Here is an 18,931-nt window from a genome sequence, read left to right on the forward strand (position 1 = left end):
GATTTAATGCGTGCGGTAAACTGGAACAAAAAAGAAGATGATTTTAGTTTAATGTTTTGGAAGCAAAACATCGCTCAGTTTTGGACAGAAGAAGAAATCGCAGTGTCTTCTGACAAAAATACTTGGGCACAATTATCAAAAGAAGAGCAAATTGCTTATAAGCGTGTATTAGGTGGTTTAACACTTTTAGATACGAAACAAGGTGGCGAAGGGATGCCACTTGTACTTGTTCATCTTGAAAATTTACAAGCGAAAAGTGTATTAGCTTTCATGGGCGCTATGGAAGAAGTACATGCGAAGAGTTACAGTCATATTTTCACAACGTTAGCTACTGAAGAAGAAATTGATGATATTTTTGAATGGGTAGATAACCATCCATTACTTGAGAAAAAAGCTGGTATTGTTACTAGTTACTATCGTCGCTTATTAAAGCCTGAAGTAACGAAAAAAGAGTTATACATGGCAATGGTAGCAAGTGTGTTCTTAGAAAGTTACTTATTCTATAGTGGATTCTTCTATCCACTTTACTTAGCGGGTCAAGGTAAATTGACGGCAAGTGGTGAGATTATTAACCTAATAATTCGTGACGAGTCAATTCACGGCGTATTCGTTGGTATTTTAGCACAACAAATCTTCACAGAACTTTCTGCAGAAGAGCAACAAGAAGTACAAACGGAAACGCAAGAGTTATTAATGGAACTGTATGAAATTGAATTGGCATATACAGAAGAAATTTACACTTCTATCGGTCTTGTAGAGGATGTAAATCGTTTCGTTCGTTACAATGCGAATAAAGGACTTATGAACTTAGGACTTGAGCCGAAGTTTGAGGAAGAAGAAATTAACCCAATCGTTTTAAATGGTTTACGTACAGATACGAAAAACCATGACTTCTTCTCTGTAAAAGGAAATGGTTACGTAAAAGCAACGAATGTTGAAAAGTTAGCAGACGATGACTTCGTATTCAATTTTTAATATAGTGTTATAGAAAAAGCTGTCTTTATAGAAAAGACAGCTTTTTTGCTATGAATAGTTTACATAATGTTATTATTTCATGGAAATATTTTAATCTTGTAAAAGCCCAATTTTTGAGGAAGTGAGAATGAAAAAACAAGGATTAAAGTTTTATTTTTCATATTTAGTCGTATGAGAGATTGAATAACTTATGTCAAAATGAATAAAAAATGAGAAGAAATGAGGTCTAATTCCACCTATACGTTCTTTTTAATATTGAATTTTTAAACTCTAGAAATTTTGGCTTAAAAATTGCATGAATATTTAAAAAGTAACAAAAAGGGAGGTAATACTCGGTGTGATATATGGTTATTTGAAAACGCTTCCTTTTGATTGTCGATTTTTAAATGGAAATTAGATAGAGAAAGTAGGAGGAATGATAGGTGGGGAAAGTAGTTGGTTTAAAACGTTCATTAGGGCTTTGGTCAATTGTTATGCTAGGGGTCGGGTATATGACACCGATGGTTGGGTTTGACACAWTTGGAATCGTTTCTGAAAAAACGGGTGGTCATGTTCCAGGAGCTTATCTTATTGCATTAGCGGGGATGTTGTTTACCGCTGCAAGCTACGGAAAAATGGTAAAGGCTTTTCCTACCGCAGGATCTGCTTATACGTATACACAGAAGACAATTAGTGCAAGGCTTGGGTTTCTTGTTGGATGGTCCGCGTTATTGGATTATTTGTTTCTACCAATGGTGAACGCACTATTAACGAGAATTTATATGTCAGCATTTTTCCCAAGTGTTCCTAGTTGGGTATGGGTCATTGGCTTTGTTCTCCTGGTTACATTAATAAATATGATTAGCGTAAATGTTACTGCTAATTTCAATACGTTCTTAGTAATATTTCAAGTGTTAGTAATGGCCGTATTTGTTTTTCTAGTTATAAAAGGCTTATTAGCGGGAGAGGGAACAGGAGAAGTTTTTTCCATTCAGCCGTTTTTTCAATCAGATATACAAATATCACCGTTAGTTGCAGGTGCAACAATTCTTTGTTTCTCATTTTTAGGTTTTGATGCAGTAACTACATTTTCAGAAGAGACACCAAACGCCAAAAAAACAATTCCTCGAGCTATTTTTCTTACTGCTTTAATCGGCGGAGTTTTATTCATTACTACAACGTATTTTACACAATCTATTTTTCCAGATACATCTGTATTTAAAAATCAAGAATCAGCATCCCCAGAAATTGCGCTATATGTTGGCGGGAAATTATTTCAAGCTTTCTTTTTAGTAGGAACCCTTATGGGGACACTTGCGTCTGGTTTAGCTTCTCATACAAGTGTATCTCGATTATTATACGTAATGGGGCGAGATAATGTAATTCCGAAGAAAATATTCGGATACATTCATCCTCGCTGGAGAACCCCAGTATATAATATTATTTTTGTAGGAATTATTTCGCTCTTCGCTATATTCATTGATTTAGAAACAGCAGCATCTCTTATTAACTTTGGAGCGCTTATTGCATTTACATTTGTTAATTTGTCTGTAATTTCTTACTATATAATCAAGAAAAAAAGATATAAGACGATAAAAGATTTCTTAAATTACTTAGTTATGCCTATTTTGGGTGCTGCTACTGTAGCCGTACTATGGTTTAATCTCAATATCCATTCACTTATTTTGGGACTTTGCTGGGCTGCTATTGGAATTGGGTACCTTCTATATGTTACAAATATGTTCCGTTCAGCTCCTCCGCAAATGCATTTTGAAGAAGCACAGGAAATATAAAGTGAAACTATAATCAGTTGGGTGGGGCATCCCCCGCCGATTATTAGCCCTCACCAATCGGGCGTTTACGGGCAGCAGGGCTCCCACCTAACTTCTTTGCTCCAGCCGAATTTTGAGGTGGGAGTTTTACTGCCCACAAATAGCGGGATAAAAAAGAAAAAGAAATCGGGAATGGATCCGATGTCTTTTTCTTTGAAGATTGGGCAACCATGCAGTATTGCATAATTCATTCAACGATTCATAAGGAAGAGGGGCAAGTCTAGGGAGTATGGCTGATAAAAGATGATCAATATAGTATTTTCATTTGGCACAATTATTGCTTTGTACAATTAGTAAAAATATAAAAGCGGGGTGTTATTGTCGTAATCCAAGTAGAAAACAAATACAGTTGAACTTGAAAATCATTTCATTGAAGGTGGTTGCAAAGTTGTAGGAATAGCATGTCTAATATGCTAGTTGCATTTTTAACCTAAAGGAGGGACCAAATGAAACTGGATATTTTATTAGAAGAAGTGGAGAGACAACAAATTGGCTATTATTGCATTTTGTCGAATAGCCATCGTTACGATATAGCTGTTACGTATTCGCAACAGTTTCTTGGAAAGGCAATGGTTACTTCAATTCAAAATGGGAGAATGGTTTTATTAAGTCAAGAAGATATTGGAGAGGAACAATATTGGGCAACAAGGCTAGGCATTGAGGTAGAGGACATAGAAGAGTTTCAAAGCTTTTTCTATATGATTCTTCAGTCACAAAGGTTAGAAGAACAATATTAATAGAATAAAAGAAAGGGATGATTGATTATGTATTATGATATTATTACGAGTCCGTGTTATGGAATAATTGAAAAAGTGTCTATTAATAAGGATTCTCGAATTTATGAATGGGAGCCATTATTCGCTATTAAAGATATGAATGGTAAACTGGAAGTAATTAAGATGGGATGTAGTGGAGAAGTTCAATCTTTAGAAGTAGAAGCGGGAGATAAAGTAATTCCAGGTATGGTATTAGCTTATATTCAAGAAGATCTTTTCGTTAGTGGTAGTGATTAATGATAGAACTATGAGGAAGATGGAGGCACTCATCTTCCTTTTTTTATTAAATAAAGAAAGAAACGTTTTATTTTCAGATTAATTAAAAAAATCTGTATTTAATGATACAATACAAATTAAATAGTTCAAAGGAGGAATAGCAGCATGTTTTCCATCGCTCATACAAAAATTAGACCCATAGTTTCTCTACCTATCGATCAATCTGAAAAGGAATGGAATATAGATGTTAAAAATATAAAAGAATCGTTTCTATTTTTAAAAAGAGGAGAGGAATTATTTGCATACGTTCATGTGAAGGATCTGCTATCAAATAGTAAGGAATTAACTTCTAAGCTATTACTTTCAAATGCTGTTTCACTAGATACAATATGTCATCTTAGTAAAGATATTTCTTTAACAGCTCTTTTTCAAATTATTGGAGCGCCGATTGCCATAGTAAAAAATGAAGTGGATGAGCTAACAGGATATATAAGAAGAGAGGATGTTTTTGCAGAACTATTTAAACAAGAAAATCAGAGTGTTGATATATTAAAAATTATTTTAACGTCTATTCCAATGGGGATTTTTGTAGTAGATCGTGAAAAGAAAATTGTAAATTGCAATGAGTCTGGTTTGAAGATGATTAAATCGACTCCTGAAAAAGTTATGAATGTACCAGCAAAACTGATTTTTAACGAAGAGCACATTAATAACGTATTTACAACGGGAAAAACGATCTTGAATCAATTACAAATCACAAATGAGATGGGTGTATTAGTTGACTATAGTCCAATTCCAAACTTTGATCAAAGTATTGAAGGAATGGTTATTATTGTGCAAGATTTGCCGATGGTCGAGGACATGGCGATGGAAATTGAATATATAAAGGATTTAAATGAAGATTTACATGCAATTTTGTCTAGCATTTATGATGAAATATTAGTTGTTAATCATAAAGGGGAATTAATTCGTTATAGTGAAACTGTTATCAATGATTTTTGGGGGAGTAATTTGAAGGACTTGTTAGGAAAAAATCTTTTAGACCTAGAAAAGAAAGGATTATTTAGTCCATCGGTTACGCGATTAGTGTTGGAAAAACAAAAAAAGGTATCAGTTGTACAAGAAACAAAAAGCGGAAGAAAAATATTAGCAGTTGGAAACCCTGTATTTAATGAAAACGGAGAGCTTCATCGTATTATTATTGCCTCCAGGGATATTACCGAAGCAACGAGATTGAAGACGGAATTACATGAAATAAAGAAGATATCAGAGCAATATAAGAAGGAGTTAGATGACTTTAAAAATAAAGATCGTTTTCTTAAGAAGCTTATTTACTGTAGTCCGAAAATGGAGCAAATTATTAACCAAGCTAAAAAAATAGCAGATTTTTCTTCCAATGTTCTTATTTCTGGAGAATCTGGCGTCGGAAAAGAAGTAATTGCTCAGGCAATTCATCAACTTGGAAACCGATCTTCAAAGCCATTTTTAAAATTAAATTGTGGTGCAATTCCAGAAACTTTGCTAGAAAGTGAACTATTTGGTTATACGAAAGGTGCTTTTACAGGAGCCRATAAAAATGGAAAAGAAGGATATTTTAAGCGAGCTGATCAAGGTATTTTATTTTTAGATGAAATTGGAGAAATGCCTTTACATTTGCAAGTAAAATTGCTTAGAGTCCTGCAGGAACAAGAAGTAATTCCTATTGGAAGTACAACACCTATGAAAATAAATGTACAAATTATTGCTGCTACAAATAAGAGCCTTGAAAAGATGGTCGAATCTGGAACATTCCGTGAAGATTTRTTTTATCGGCTMAATGTAATTCCGTTGCGAGTTCCTTCTTTACGAGAGCGAATGGAAGATGTTCCGGTACTTGCCTTTCATTTCTTACAACAGTTAAATGAAAAATATAATAAAAATTATCATTTAACTCCAGATGCGCTTAGCTTACTAGAGTTTTACTCATGGCCAGGAAATGTACGTGAATTACAAAATATGATTGAACGTTTAGTAGTATCAGCAGACGATCCAGTAATTGAAGCGGAGTTTGTTAGTAAGTTTTTAACAACTGGTTATGCCTTCAAAAAATCAAAACCAGTTATTACAAGAGTATTACCATTACAAGAAGCACTACATTCTGTAGAAGAACAATTGATTTTACTTGCAATGAAGCAGTACAAAACAACGACTAAGGCTGCAAAAGCTCTTGGAATCAGCCAATCTTCAGTGAGTCGTAAATATCAAAAAATTGTTAGTGAAAAAGGGATAGCGGCTGATATCATCTCTTATTCCTAAAAAAGGAGAAGGTCACATAGACTTCTCCTTTTTGTGTGTGCTCAGCATGTACATATTCTCTRGGAKTCAAGTCCCGAGTGGTGAAGGCGGTAGCGGAAATGATTAAMRTTYCRYTTTATGCAAAATGGAATAGTGTATGCGRRARTGCATAAAWTGTTTRTTGYTTTTAAGAAAATAGTCAGTTTATGTATGATGCCTTTGGATTTTAAATATTGGCATGAAAATTGCTTATAAATATATAAACGATCGATGAAGGGGGATTCAATATAGTGCTAGATTTAAAAATGTATGTAAACGGTGAATGGAGAGAGTCTAGTAATCAAGAGAAAAGAACGATTATTAACCCTGCGAATGGCAAGGGTATAGCATATGCACCTGAGGGAACGATTGAGGATGCAAAATACGCGATAGAAGTGGCAAGAATGGCTTTCGATAGCGGAATTTGGTCAGCGACATCCACTGCTGAAAGGGCATCATATTTATTTAAAATAGCAGATGAAATTGATAAAAATATGGAAGAATTAGTGTACCTTGAAACAATGGATAATGGAAAAACATATCGTGAGGCAGAAGGAGATATTGGAGATGCAGCGGCTTGTTTTCGTTATTATGCCGGATTGATTACAAAGCCAGATGGTCAAACATATCATGTAGCCGATCCGATGCAAGCGATGGTTGTAAGAGAACCAGTTGGTGTTTGTGGATTAATTGTTCCATGGAATTATCCGCTATTGATGAGTGTATGGAAAATTGCACCTGCTTTAGCAGCTGGAAATACAATTGTGTTTAAACCTTCTGAAGTGACACCAATCACTGCAACAAAGCTATTCGAAATCCTTGAAAAAGTAGGGCTACCAAAAGGTGTTGCCAATATGGTAATGGGGGCTGGTCCAATAGTAGGAAATGAAATTGCAGCGAGTCATAAAGTGGATATGATTTCCTTTACAGGTGGAACAAAAACAGGTAAGCACATTATGAGAACAGCGGCTGATAATATGAAAAAGATTTCGTTAGAACTTGGAGGGAAATCTCCAAATATTATTTTTGCAGATGCAGATTTTGAGACCGCTATTGATTATGCTCTATTCGGTATTTATGCAGGTAGCGGACAAGTATGTTCAGCAGGATCAAGAATCCTTGTAGAAGAAAAGATTTATGATAAATTTGTTAATAGTTTTGTAGAGCGAGCACAGCAAATTAACGTTGGACCTGGTGATAATCCAGAATCAGAAATGGGGCCACTTGTAAGTCAAGAACATATGGAAAAAGTATTACGCTATATTGAAATTGGGAAAGACGAAGGTGCAAACGTTGCTTGCGGAGGTAGACGAATAATGGAGGATGGAAAAGGTGATGGTTTCTTTATTGAACCAACAGTCTTTGTCAATGTAAAACCTGATATGCGCATTGTCCAGGAAGAAATCTTCGGTCCTGTTGTAGTAATTCAAAAGTTTAAAGACGAACAGGAAGCAATTGAGTTGGCAAATGGTACAGACTATGGTTTGGCTGGAGGAGTATTTACAGTCGATGGTGCAAAAGCAATGCGTGTGATTCGCAAACTTCGCGCAGGAATTACGTGGATTAATAGCTATCATCCAACATACAATGAGGCGCCTTGGGGCGGATATAAGCAAAGTGGTATAGGKCGTAGTCTAGGRACGTTTGGTTTAGAAGAATTTCAAGAGATTAAGCAGATTAATATAAATCTAGAAGTAGAACCTATTGGTTGGTTTGCAAATAAAAAAAATGTAGAGGTGAATTAGATGGAAACGAACGTGAAAAATAAATTGAATGAGAAAGAATCAAATGTAAATGAGTATATTACGAAAGTACTACAGTTAATTGAAAAAGAAAAGGTTACTGAAGAAGAGGCAAACTGGATTCAAAAAGAAACAGTAGATGGATTTAGAGAGCATGTAAACCCTGGTTTTCTTGCTTATAGAAAAACAGTAACAAAAGATGGACAATTTGCAGCAGTAGAATGGTCAGATGAAGGATCTTGCTTCATGGATATTAATGGTAAAAAGTATATTGACTGTTTAGGTGGATTTGGAATTTATAATGTTGGTCACCGTAATCCGAAAGTGGTAAAAGCTGTAACGGATCAATTAAAGCGTCAAGCATTGCACAGTCAGGACTTACTAGATCCACTTCGAGCAATGCTTGCAAAGATTTTAGCGGATATTACACCTGGTGATTTGAAATATGCCTTCTTCACAAATAGTGGAACAGAAAGCGTAGAGGCAGCATTAAAACTAGCAAAAATGTATAGTGAACGAACAACTTTCATTGCTACAACGCGTGCTTTCCATGGTAAGAGCCTTGGTGCTTTATCTGGGACGGCAAAAGGAATGTTCCGTAAGCCATTTTTACCATTAATTCCGGGTTTCCGTCATGTTCCGTTTGGCGATATTGATATGATGAGAAAAACATTTGAGACATGTGCATTAGTGGGAGAAGATGTTGCAGCAGTTATTTTAGAACCAATTCAAGGAGAGGGCGGTATTATTTTACCTCCAGAAAATTATTTGAAACAAGTACGAGAGCTTTGTGATGAGTTTGGATCACTCCTTATCTTTGATGAAGTACAAACTGGAATGGGACGTACAGGAAAAATGTTTGCTGCAGAATTATATGATGTCGTGCCGGATATTATTTGTCTTGCGAAGGCGTTTGGTGGAGGTGTAATGCCAGCGGGAGCTATTGTTGCGAAAGAAACAGTATTCAAAAGTTGGTTTGAAAATCCATTTATGCACACAACAACATTTGGAGGAAATCCACTTGCATGTGCTGCTGCAATTGCAACAATCCATGTTTTATTGGAAGAGAAATTACCGGAACGAGCGATGGAAGTTGGAGAGTATTTCTTAAATGGATTGAAACAAGCAGCAGAAGGACACGAAGATAAAATCTTTGAAATYCGTGGTCAAGGTTTAATGATTGGGATTGAATTCCATAAAGACGAGATTGGTTATGAAGTGTCAAAGGCGATGTTTGATCAAGGCATTCTTGTTGCGGGAACATTAATTAATTCAAAAACTATTCGTATTGAACCATCCCTTACAATTAGTTATGAAGAAGTAGATACAGTTATTAATACGTTTAAATCTGTGCTAACTCAAGTAAAAGTAAAATAAATTTTGTATAAGGTTATATGTGAATTCAAACGATTGAAACTATAATTAGAATAGATTTACCTGTATGTTATTACAGGAAGGCAGTGTAACGAAAAGTTACACTGCCTTTTTATTACATTTTTTGTTGTAAGTATTTACATGTAATTTGTCTTAGTGTACTATTTAACTAACACACTAAGACAGGAGGGGAGAAATGAAAATTGAGTTTTCTCCAAATACACCAATTTACATTCAGGTAATGGAATACGTAAAGAAAGAAATTGTAACGGGTCATTTATTGCCTGGCGATAAAATTCCCTCCGTACGTGAATTAGCGAGTGATTTACAAGTAAATCCAAATACGATTCAACGTACATTTCAAGAGTTAGAGCGGGATGGAGTTGTTGTAACACGTAGAGGAATGGGGCGATATGTAACGAATGAAGGGGAGAAAATTATGGAGCTGCGAAAAGATATGGCGAAAGAATTACTTCATTCTTTTATAGATGGAATGGACAATTTAGGTTTTTCAGAAGAAGAAATTCTTACAATCCTTCGTTCTTCATTACATGAGAAAAGGGAGGAGAGCGAATGACAGAGTTATTAAAAATAGAAAATCTATGGAAGCGGTACGGATTAAAAGCAGTGATCCGTGAGTTAAACATAGAGATTACAGAAGGAAAAATCGTTGGGCTTGTTGGGGATAACGGGAGCGGGAAAACGACGTTATTGAAAATGATTGCAGGCCTGCAGCATCCTTCTGAAGGTAGTATTACAATAGATGGTAAAAAGGTAGGATTAGAGACGAAAAAAATCGTTTCATTTATGTCCGATAAGCCAGTCTTTGATGATTGGATGACTGTAAAAGATGCTTTATTTTTCTATAGAGATTTTTATAAAGACTTCGATATTCAAAAAGCAGTAGATACGATTGTGGAATTCAAAATACCGTTAGAAGAAAAAATTAAAGCATTGTCAAAAGGGATGATTGAGAAGCTGCAAATCATTTTAACATTTTCTCGAAAAGCGAAGTTATTCGTACTGGATGAACCGCTTGGCGGGATTGATCTCGTTTCTAGGGAGCATGTACTTGAGCTAATCCTTAAATTTTATCGTGAAGATTGTACGCTGCTTATATCAACTCATTTAATAAGAGAAATCGAAAATATWTTTGATGAAGTAATCTTTTTGAAAGATGGAGAAATAATATTGCATGAAAATGTGGAAGAACTTCGATTTCAAAAGGGGAAGGCAGTACATGAGCTGTTTAAGGAGGCCTATGAGAAATGAGTCAGCTTTTTCTTTATCTGTATAATTGTAATAAGAGAAAAATAGCCATTATTTACTTCGGATTTATTACAGTTTCATTAATTCTTTTATTTAATATGAAAGGAGTTTCAGGAGCTAGAATTTCAGGTAGGCAAGATATAATCATTATTATATTTTTTATCGTACTAGGTATAAATGGATTCGCAATTCTTCTAACAGGTATATCATCTTTTCGAAAAATGCTAAAAAACTCTATGCTACGTTGTACTTCTATTTCAGCACAAAAATATATATCTGCAAATGTTTTATTTTGTGTACTACTCTTTATGATTTTGCTAGGAATAGGAATCATTTTTCTATACTATTTTTCTTTAAATATTTATAATGGAAAAACAGATTTAGGTGTTCAGCAAGCAATCCACAGTTTATATGATTATGGAATATTACATCATATGTTATCTATTTTCTTATGGGGACTAGATTTTGTTAATATGCTAGTTTCTATTTATTTAATTATAGTAATTACGAAGCTATTCAATGTGAAATCATCGATGAGTAAGATTGTTTGCGTAATCTTATTCGTTGTTTTTATCGCATTTAATGGGGGAATAACATATATCTTTCAGCAAATAGAAAAGTATGTGTTTGCCATAAATAATATTGGATTTATAGATCAAAACGGCTTTTTAAATACATCATTTTATTCTGGTACAGATATTACAGTTTTAAATCTATGTTTTAACTGTTTATTAACAATTACATTATTAGTAGTTACAGGGCGCATCATCGACAAAAAACTAGAAGTTTAAAGGAGGAATCATCATTGGGAAATGTAGTAGTGAAATTAGAAAATGTCCGAAAAAAAATCGGTAGAACAGAAATYATTCGSGGCYTATCRTTTGAGGTTCGWGAAGGAGARGTATACGGRTTCCTTGGACCGAACGGTAGYGGTAAGACGACGACAATTCGTATGATGACAGGTCTTATTTCTATGACAGAAGGCGATATTACAATTTGTGGTCATAGTATTCGCACAGAGCGTGAAAAGGCGCTAGAGCAAATTGGAGCGATTGTAGAAAATCCCGAGCTATATGATTATATGACTGGAATGCAAAAYTTRAAGCATTTTGCGAACATGGCRATTACMCCAATTAGTAAAGAGCGCATYGCTGAAATTGTAAAGCTTGTTGAATTAGAGCATGCGATTCATAAAAAGGTGAAAACATACTCACTTGGTATGAAACAGCGTTTAGGAATTGCGCAGGCGTTACTTCATCAGCCGAAAATCTTAATTTTAGATGAACCGACAAATGGATTAGATCCAGCTGGTATTCGCCAAATTCGTGATTATTTACAACGATTAGCGAAAGAAGAAAATATTGCAGTCATTGTATCAAGTCATTTATTAAGTGAAATTGAATTAATGTGTGATCGCGTAGTTATTATAAAGCAAGGTGAGTTTGTACAAGAGTATAACTTACATGAACAAGCGAAGCATGATGAAACAGTTGTAGTTGCATTTGAAGTAGATCAAGTTCAAAAAGCGAACGAAATTATTAAAGGTAAAGTACAAGGAAATGTAGCTGTGGCATCTGTAATGAAAGAAGAGATTCCGCAAATTGTAAAACAGTTAGTGAATGCTGATGTACTCGTATACGGTGTTACTGTTCAAAATAAAACGTTAGAGGATGAGTTCTTAGCGATTACAGGGGGAGTGAAAGCGTAATGTTTAAATTAATTCAAAATGAATTTTTAAAGTTACATGCGAAAAAAGGTATGTACATTTTAATAGGTGTAATTGCAGCATTGGAGATTTTGGGAGTTTTAGCGATGCTGAAATGGGGAGGAGGAAATGAGTTTAAAGGATCATATTTAGATTTTGTAAGTTCAGAGATTGGTTTAATTACCTTATTTGCAACAATTTTTGGAATTACGATTGCGTCTCGTACAATTACTGATGAGTTCCAAAAAGGTACAATTAAGCAGTTATTAATCCGTCCGAGAAAACGAATTACAGTTTTGTTCTCTAAATATATTACAGTGTTACTTACTATATTATTTATCATATTTGCTAGCACGTTAATCGCAATGATTATTGGCGGGATTGTAATGGACGGTAGTAAAACAGGAGTAACGTTAGGAATCGTAATGAAGTCCATTTTATATCAAGTACTTTCACCGTTCTTCTTTGCAACTCTTTCATTTTGCTTAGCTAATGTATTTAGAAATTCTGTATTACCATTAATTATTTCGTTGTTCTTATTCTTCTTACAAAGTGCAATTACAATGGTGCTTATGATGTTTGCWAAAGGTGTWGCRAARTTTGTKGTATTYTYSCATTTRAATTTAAGTGYKTACGAYAGYAATAAATTAGTAAGTGGCGGAGYAGAACCACCATTTACAGAATTTACGTTTACAACTTCATTATTACTTGTAGTTGCATACTTTGCTGTATTACTTGTAGCATCAAGTGTATTATTCCAAAAACGTGACGTATTATAGTAGAAAAAATCCCCGTGTTAACGGGGATTTTTATTAACCAGCTTTTTTGATTTATGTAGCTTTTAAGTGTGGCAGATACATATTTACTTAGGAACATAATTGTAACTAAGTTGAAGAACATTGATATGGTATATCAAATAGGATTGTTATTATGTAATTTAATACGTATATTATTCGGAAAAAAGTGAGAAAAATAGGAAGATTTTCAACTATATTCATATTATAATTTAGTTATCCGGCCATTTGTGGAGAAGGGCTACCCATAAAATACTGAATAAAGTTTCACTTTATATCATCTCTGGAGGTGTTCCATATGCAACATGCATTTTCACGTATAAGGCTACGTAGTTTTTTTGGATGGATGATTATAGGGATGTTCCTGACTATGATTCCATTAAATTTATCAGGTGCTTCTGACAATACGATAGAGTTMYTGTCACAAATATCAATATTTTTYGCATTTCCACTATTGTGGCTATATTTAAAAACAAGTAAAAATAATGTTGTTTTTAAAAGTTTTTTTGATAAGCCCAGACGTTTACATTGGGGGCTAATTATACTAGCAACGATAATGGGAATGATTTTTGCAGTCGGTATATCCCAAATTCAATTTTATATTTTAGCACATACTTTACCTAATTTCTTAGTTACCATGTTAGAAGATGGAAATGTAATTAATACGAGTAACATATACATGACGATATTTACTTTCATTTCAGCATGTGTATTAGCCCCAATAATGGAAGAGGTTATTTTTAGAGGGTTTTTCTTACAGCGAATGGCTTACAAATGGGGGATTAAACGAGCGGTTATTATATCCTCTCTTATTTTTGGACTAGGACAYTTTGATGTTATCGGTGCTTTCATGTTCGGTGTTATTATGTGCCTTCTATACATAAAGACAAAAAATATATGGACGAATATTGCTGTGCATGCTCTAAATAATTTGATTGCAACGAGTATGCAATTTGTAGGTGGAGAGGGAAGTGACGCAATCTCGATTACGGAATTACAAGCACAAAGTAATTTATGGATCGGCATTGGGCTTACGGTCGTCGGGTTACTTTGGTTAATCCCTTACATTTGGAAACAATGGCGTACAGTAAAAGAAGTTGGTGTGCCACCGATTCGTTTCATAAATGAAGAAAAAGTAGTGAATACATCAGAAGAAAATGAAATATATAGCCAAGTGATAGTAACAGATAGATTGATGGCTGTAGAACTACCTGATGAAGCTGTAAATAAGCTTCGGTTAGAAGAAAATGATTATGTAACAGTTTCTGTAGAAGAAGATAAAATTGTTATAAAGAAAGCGCATAATAGATAATTAAAAAGTAGCTCCTAAAGAGCTACTTTTTAATTTGTAATAATCTCTACACGAAAATTATTACCGTTCTTTACATATTTAATATCTGTAACGATCCGAACGGTTTTTAGAAGTTCAACTTTTTCACCAATTCGAGGGATGGTCGGAACATTGTCCCAAATACCAAGCAAGTCATCTAATTGTGCCGTTTTTTCATAAAACCAGATTTTCAATGTAAAGCCCCTTTCTCGAACTTTATGTATTTTAATACATGATATATCATTTTTATTCTTAATGTAAGGGGTTTTTACTCTTTTTGCGAATAAATATGAATTAAACTTCTGGGAATATATGTTCAATGTCCGGAGTAAGAGCTACTTCTGATAATACGATATGAGAAACTGTCGTTGCATATGAAGAAACATCATTGATAAATTCTTCAAGTTCAACGAGTGAAGGAACAGAGATTTTTACAATGTAGCATAAGCTTCCTGTTACTCGGTAACAAAAACTTGCAGATGGATAAGAYTGAATAAACTGTTGCATACGTGTTGTATCACCATTTTTTAAAGTGATTTCTAAAATACAATCTAAAACAAGTCCTGCTTTTTTATAATTGATATCGATTGTGTATTTTTGAATAATCCCCTCACTTTCAAGTTTACGTACACGTTCTGTAGTAGACGGAGCCGATAAGTTTACTCGTTTTGCTAATTCACGCATCGAAAGGCGGCTATCATTATATAATTCATTTAAAATTTTTCGATCAACACGGTCTAATTGCATTTGTAAATATACCTCCAGTAAAATGATAATTTTTGTAAAGAAAAATTTAAAATTAAGATTCATATGAAATGTAAAGTGGACTTTATTTATTTTACAATAAAAAAGAAGGAAATCCGAGGGGAAATGATGGAGAGAATTACATTATCAAATGTAGGAGATACAAAGTTTCAAAAATTATTAGGTCATAATCCAGATATATTAAATTCGTGGAGTACGTTAGAGAATACACTGTATAGTACAGGGGCCCTTTCCGTAGAGTTAAAGGAGCAAGTAAGAAGAACATTAGCGTTTGGGAATGAATGTCCGTACTGTATGGCAATGGGAAAGCCGGATGATATACAAAAAATAGAAGAAATTAGCGTAGCCGTTACTTTTGCGCATGCATTTGTTCATGACCAAAAGGCGATAGATGATAATATGTTTCATATATTAAAACAATATTGGACTGAAAAAGAAATTGTAGAGCTTTGTGCCTATATTTGTTTTATTACTGCTTCGCAGCAACTTGGTTTTCTGTTTCAATTACAGCCCAATTAATTAGGAGGATATTATGCTTAATCAAGCAGCACTTATAATCATTGATGTACAGGAAGCATTCAACTTACCATACTGGGGCGTGAGGAATAACCTTTTGGCGGAAGAAAATATGAAAAGTTTGTTAGAAGAATGGAGAAAAAGAAAACTACCAGTTTTTCATATTCAACATGTAAATAAAGAAAATGTTCAATCGATGTTTTATCAACATGCGGAAACGGTAAACTTTAAAGAAGAAGTGCAACCAATGCCAGATGAAATAATTATCCAGAAATCCGTTAATAGCGCGTTCATTGGGACAAATTTGGAAGAACAATTAAGAGAACAAAAWTGTAATACRGTAGTGATTGTAGGATTAACAACAAATCATTGTGTGGAGACTACAACACGGATGGCAGGTAATTTAGGGCTTACAACGTATTTAGTGAGCGATGCGACGGCTACATTCAATCGTAAAGGTCTGGACGGGACAGAGTATAGTGCAGAGGACATTCACAATATGACACTTGTAAACTTACATGATGAATTTGCYAAAATCGTTACGACTGAAGGTGTTTTAAAATTATTTTAAGAAAATAATTGTGGAATTATGTAGAAAAAAATAAGAATATTTCGTATAATCTAAGTATAATCATTTTGAAAATAGGGGTGGCATCATATGGAGCAAATTCCAGTAAAGAAAATAGAAGAAGTACTCGTTTTAGCAGGAGATGATAAACAAAAGCAAAAGGAATTTTATGAATTGCTCTTAACAACGGAGTTTTATGTTGCTGGTTCACTTGAAGCAGAAGACGGGGCAACGGAAGGAACACTTCGTTTGCGTCATTTCCAAGGAGAGGGTAGATGGATCGTTCCGTTCTTTACACAATTGAAATTTGTAAAAGATGTGTTGCCAGAAGGTACACCCCTTATTACGATACGTGGAAAAGAATTATTGGGTAGCATCGAGAAAGATGCGACAGCTGTATTAAATGTTGGAACAGATATGAGTAAAACATTTATTCCAGAAGAAATTGCAGAGATAGCATCAGGACGAATCTTTAATTATTATAAGTAAAAGGAAAAGCTTAGCAGCTTTTCCTTTTTAATTTGAACATGGAGTGGCTATACCAGAAGAAATAGAAACAGTTTTGTTAGTTGTATTTATTGTTGCTGTAGCTCCGAGGGGAATACCGATATTTGGACTTATATGTCCAATCGGTARRCCGAATAACACAGGTATATTATATGGCGTGAAATATTCATATAATATTGTTTGCAATGATTGAGATGGCTTAGAAGGGTTGCAGTCGTGACAACTTGTAAAAATAACGCCGCTGCATTCATTAAACTGTCCAGATAAAAGTAGTTGATTTAACATCCGGTCAATGCGGTACGGTTCTTCACCAATATCTTCAAGCAATAAAAGTTTATTTGACGTATTTATCTCATAGGGCGAGCCAATTATACTTGTTAACACAGTTAAATTCCCTCCAACTAATGTGCCTGTAACTGTACATGGAGAGGTAGGTACGATACATTCTGATGCATATAAGATAGATGAATACGGATGGAATAGTTGATTGAAAGAAGATAAGGAGAGAGAATCTATACCTTTTCCTAATTCTTCAATCATTGGACCATGAAAAGTAACCAGCTCCGCATAACGTGAAAAGGCAGTATGTAAAGCCGTAATATCGCTATATCCCCAAAAAATCTTTGGATTCCGTTGAATGATTTCATATTGAATGTAAGGGAGGAGACGAGCGCTGCCGTAACCACCTCGTGCACAAAAGACTGCTTTGACCTCAGTATTTGTAAATGCTTCATGTATATCATCAAGACGAACTTGATCACTTCCAGCTAAATATCCATATTTTTCATAAACACTCTTTCCAATTATTACGGATAATCCCATCTCTTGTAATACKTTCACACCTTTTAATATATTCTCAAGTGTTGGTGGGCCAGACGGTGCAATAACCATTACTGTATCACCTTTTTGCAAAGCATTTGGATAAATCATTGTTCTCAGCCTCCTTCTCTTTCAATATATTCGCTTGAGCGAAAGTTCAATCCTTGTAAAAGAAGGGGAAAGCATGTCATATAAAGAAGGTATAGGGAAAGTAGGAGGGAAAATGATGTTTACAAGTCGAGTAATAGATATATTACAAATTAAGTATCCGATCATTCAAGCAGGTATGGCAGGAGCGATTACAACGTCAGAACTTGTTGCAGCTGTGAGTAATAGCGGAGGATTAGGTACGCTTGGAGCAGGGTATATGAGCCCAGAACAAATCCGTGAAGCGATTTATAAAATAAGGGAACTAACAAATAAGCCTTTCGGTGTTAATTTATTTTTAACGAAAGAGATACAGATAGAAGAAGAGAAGGTAAACGAGGCGAAAGTATTACTTAGTGGAGTGAATAGAGAATTAGGTATAGAGGAAGAAAAGACTTTAAAACTTCCAAAAAGCTATAAAGAACAATTACAAGTATTATTAGAGGAAAAGGTACCAGTCGTTAGTTTTGCATTTCAAACGTTAGAAAAAGAAGAAATAGATGATTTGAAAAAGGAAGGGATAAAAGTTATCGGAACAGCTACCCATGTARCGGAAGCGAAAGCACTTGCTAAGTTAGGGGTAGATATTATTGTCGGGCAAGGTAGCGAGGCAGGAGGGCATAGAGGAACGTTTATTGGGAAAGAACAAGATGCGATGATTGGTACATTTGCATTAATCCCGCAATTAGTAGCGGAAGTACCTCATATCCCGATTGTTGCAGCAGGTGGTGTAATGAATGGGCAAGGGCTTGTTGCGGCATKTGCGTTAGGGGCAGAAGCTGTTCAAATGGGATCAGCCTTTTTAACGAGYGAAGAAAGTATTACGCATGACSTGTATAAAGAAGCGATTTTACATAGTACAGATACGAGTACAACGGTAACTCGTGCGTTTTCCGGGAAATATGCACGGGGTATTCGTAATGAATTTATAGAGAAACATGAAGGAAGAGAAGRGAATTTACCGATGTATCCAGTGCAAAACGTATTAACTTCAAAAATACGTCAAGAAGCAGCRAAGCAAAATAAGGAAGAGTATATGTCGCTTTGGGCGGGACAAGCATCATCATTAGCACGAACGGAATCAGCTCAGCACGTAGTGAAACGTGTCATGAAAGAAGCAGAGAACGTAATTGAACAATTACAAGATGTATATAAAAAAAGACCACTTGTGGTCTTACCCCTGTCAAGTAGACAGTATGAAAAAGACTAAGCAGCCATCGAGATTCGATATTCTATCGGAGCTCGATGGTTGAGTCGTTTTTGGAACCGTTTATAGTTATAAAAGTAAATATATTCTTCAATTG

21 protein-coding genes are annotated in these 18,931 nt (G+C 34.7%); 17 read left to right on the plus strand and 4 right to left on the minus strand.

The window, feature by feature from the left end:
* Positions 1-6: 6 nt before the first annotated feature.
* The 13 genes from nrdF (at position 7) to AC1DJR_RS01825 (ending at position 14,287) form a co-directional block, all read left to right on the plus strand.
* Entirely contained in the window at positions 7-975 is a 969-nt protein-coding gene (gene nrdF / locus AC1DJR_RS01765) for a class 1b ribonucleoside-diphosphate reductase subunit beta (RefSeq protein WP_002011508.1), read from the plus strand.
* 422 nt (positions 976-1,397) lie between these two features.
* Complete coding sequence (locus tag AC1DJR_RS01770; RefSeq protein ID WP_477001916.1) at positions 1,398-2,747, plus strand: APC family permease; 1,350 nt, start codon at positions 1,398-1,400, stop codon at positions 2,745-2,747.
* Positions 2,748-3,232: 485 nt separating this feature from the next.
* The gene (locus AC1DJR_RS01775) at positions 3,233-3,523 is read left to right on the plus strand and encodes an SAV0927 family protein (protein WP_060750616.1); all 291 of its coding nucleotides are present in this window, start codon (positions 3,233-3,235) and stop codon (positions 3,521-3,523) included.
* Positions 3,524-3,550: 27 nt separating this feature from the next.
* Positions 3,551-3,799, plus strand: a complete 249-nt coding sequence (locus AC1DJR_RS01780) for a biotin/lipoyl attachment domain-containing protein (protein WP_060750615.1) — start codon at positions 3,551-3,553, stop codon at positions 3,797-3,799.
* 144 nt (positions 3,800-3,943) lie between these two features.
* Entirely contained in the window at positions 3,944-6,073 is a 2,130-nt protein-coding gene (locus AC1DJR_RS01785; protein WP_477001917.1) for a sigma 54-interacting transcriptional regulator, read from the plus strand.
* A 269-nt stretch (positions 6,074-6,342) separates the two neighbouring features.
* On the plus strand, positions 6,343-7,836 hold the full coding sequence (locus tag AC1DJR_RS01790; RefSeq protein WP_429686956.1) for an aldehyde dehydrogenase family protein: 1,494 nt from the start codon (positions 6,343-6,345) through the stop codon (positions 7,834-7,836).
* Positions 7,837-9,210 carry a putrescine aminotransferase gene (locus AC1DJR_RS01795; RefSeq protein ID WP_002030584.1) on the plus strand — a complete coding sequence of 458 codons (1,374 nt, stop codon included), beginning with the start codon at positions 7,837-7,839 and terminating at the stop codon, positions 9,208-9,210.
* A 193-nt stretch (positions 9,211-9,403) separates the two neighbouring features.
* Positions 9,404-9,784: a GntR family transcriptional regulator gene (locus tag AC1DJR_RS01800; protein WP_429686957.1), complete on the plus strand. Its 381-nt coding sequence runs from the start codon at positions 9,404-9,406 to the stop codon at positions 9,782-9,784.
* Positions 9,781-10,479, plus strand: coding sequence for an ABC transporter ATP-binding protein (locus tag AC1DJR_RS01805; protein ID WP_113733573.1), 699 nt, complete (start codon positions 9,781-9,783; stop codon positions 10,477-10,479). Before AC1DJR_RS01800 ends, AC1DJR_RS01805 begins: the two co-directional genes overlap by 4 nt.
* Positions 10,476-11,267 (plus strand): hypothetical protein, encoded by a 792-nt coding sequence (locus tag AC1DJR_RS01810; protein ID WP_060750609.1) that lies wholly within the window; start codon positions 10,476-10,478, stop codon positions 11,265-11,267. Before AC1DJR_RS01805 ends, AC1DJR_RS01810 begins: the two co-directional genes overlap by 4 nt.
* A gap of 14 nt (positions 11,268-11,281) precedes the next feature.
* On the plus strand, positions 11,282-12,184 hold the full coding sequence (locus AC1DJR_RS01815) for an ABC transporter ATP-binding protein (RefSeq protein ID WP_002030591.1): 903 nt from the start codon (positions 11,282-11,284) through the stop codon (positions 12,182-12,184).
* Positions 12,184-12,960 carry an ABC transporter permease gene (locus AC1DJR_RS01820; protein ID WP_477001918.1) on the plus strand — a complete coding sequence of 259 codons (777 nt, stop codon included), beginning with the start codon at positions 12,184-12,186 and terminating at the stop codon, positions 12,958-12,960. Before AC1DJR_RS01815 ends, AC1DJR_RS01820 begins: the two co-directional genes overlap by 1 nt.
* Positions 12,961-13,273: 313 nt before the next feature.
* The gene (locus AC1DJR_RS01825) at positions 13,274-14,287 is read left to right on the plus strand and encodes a CPBP family glutamic-type intramembrane protease (protein WP_477001919.1); all 1,014 of its coding nucleotides are present in this window, start codon (positions 13,274-13,276) and stop codon (positions 14,285-14,287) included.
* A 29-nt stretch (positions 14,288-14,316) separates the two neighbouring features.
* Here AC1DJR_RS01825 and AC1DJR_RS01830 read toward each other — a convergent pair whose 3' ends face one another.
* Both AC1DJR_RS01830 and AC1DJR_RS01835 read right to left on the minus strand, forming a co-directional pair.
* Positions 14,317-14,499, minus strand: a complete 183-nt coding sequence (locus AC1DJR_RS01830; RefSeq protein ID WP_000707108.1) for a DUF3913 family protein — start codon at positions 14,497-14,499, stop codon at positions 14,317-14,319.
* 100 nt (positions 14,500-14,599) lie between these two features.
* Complete coding sequence (locus AC1DJR_RS01835) at positions 14,600-15,052, minus strand: Lrp/AsnC family transcriptional regulator (protein ID WP_002030598.1); 453 nt, start codon at positions 15,050-15,052, stop codon at positions 14,600-14,602.
* A gap of 123 nt (positions 15,053-15,175) precedes the next feature.
* Here AC1DJR_RS01835 and AC1DJR_RS01840 point away from each other — a divergent pair, with 123 nt between their 5' ends.
* The 3 genes from AC1DJR_RS01840 (at position 15,176) to AC1DJR_RS01850 (ending at position 16,643) form a co-directional block, all read left to right on the plus strand.
* Positions 15,176-15,589, plus strand: a complete 414-nt coding sequence (locus AC1DJR_RS01840) for a carboxymuconolactone decarboxylase family protein (protein WP_326997668.1) — start codon at positions 15,176-15,178, stop codon at positions 15,587-15,589.
* A 13-nt stretch (positions 15,590-15,602) separates the two neighbouring features.
* Positions 15,603-16,157 (plus strand): cysteine hydrolase family protein, encoded by a 555-nt coding sequence (locus AC1DJR_RS01845; RefSeq protein WP_477001920.1) that lies wholly within the window; start codon positions 15,603-15,605, stop codon positions 16,155-16,157.
* Positions 16,158-16,244: 87 nt separating this feature from the next.
* On the plus strand, positions 16,245-16,643 hold the full coding sequence (locus tag AC1DJR_RS01850) for an SseB family protein (RefSeq protein ID WP_002011614.1): 399 nt from the start codon (positions 16,245-16,247) through the stop codon (positions 16,641-16,643).
* Between the two features lie 27 nt (positions 16,644-16,670).
* On the opposite strand, the gene AC1DJR_RS01855 is transcribed toward AC1DJR_RS01850, so the two are convergent.
* A complete protein-coding gene (locus tag AC1DJR_RS01855) occupies positions 16,671-17,591 on the minus strand; it encodes a S66 peptidase family protein (RefSeq protein WP_477001921.1) in 921 nt (306 codons plus the stop codon).
* 73 nt (positions 17,592-17,664) lie between these two features.
* On the opposite strand from AC1DJR_RS01855, the gene AC1DJR_RS01860 reads away from it, so the two are divergent.
* On the plus strand, positions 17,665-18,837 hold the full coding sequence (locus AC1DJR_RS01860) for an NAD(P)H-dependent flavin oxidoreductase (protein ID WP_477001922.1): 1,173 nt from the start codon (positions 17,665-17,667) through the stop codon (positions 18,835-18,837).
* Here AC1DJR_RS01860 and AC1DJR_RS01865 read toward each other — a convergent pair.
* On the minus strand, positions 18,834-18,929 hold the full coding sequence (locus tag AC1DJR_RS01865; RefSeq protein WP_414645822.1) for an IS3 family transposase: 96 nt from the start codon (positions 18,927-18,929) through the stop codon (positions 18,834-18,836). The genes AC1DJR_RS01860 and AC1DJR_RS01865 overlap by 4 nt on opposite strands.
* Positions 18,930-18,931 lie beyond the last annotated feature (2 nt).

This window comes from Bacillus sp. 05T31 (genome assembly GCF_056396725.1).

Bases quoted from the DNA above. Each gene is read 5' to 3' on its own strand.
- nrdF (WP_002011508.1), top strand. From the start codon at position 7: ATGCGTGCGGTAAACTGGAACAAAAAAGAAGATGATTTTAGTTTAATG.
- AC1DJR_RS01775 (WP_060750616.1), top strand. From the start codon at position 3,233: ATGAAACTGGATATTTTATTAGAAGAAGTGGAGAGACAACAAATTGGC.
- AC1DJR_RS01780 (WP_060750615.1), top strand. From the start codon at position 3,551: ATGTATTATGATATTATTACGAGTCCGTGTTATGGAATAATTGAAAAA.
- AC1DJR_RS01800 (WP_429686957.1), top strand. From the start codon at position 9,404: ATGAAAATTGAGTTTTCTCCAAATACACCAATTTACATTCAGGTAATG.
- AC1DJR_RS01810 (WP_060750609.1), top strand. From the start codon at position 10,476: ATGAGTCAGCTTTTTCTTTATCTGTATAATTGTAATAAGAGAAAAATA.
- AC1DJR_RS01840 (WP_326997668.1), top strand. From the start codon at position 15,176: ATGATGGAGAGAATTACATTATCAAATGTAGGAGATACAAAGTTTCAA.
- AC1DJR_RS01850 (WP_002011614.1), top strand. From the start codon at position 16,245: ATGGAGCAAATTCCAGTAAAGAAAATAGAAGAAGTACTCGTTTTAGCA.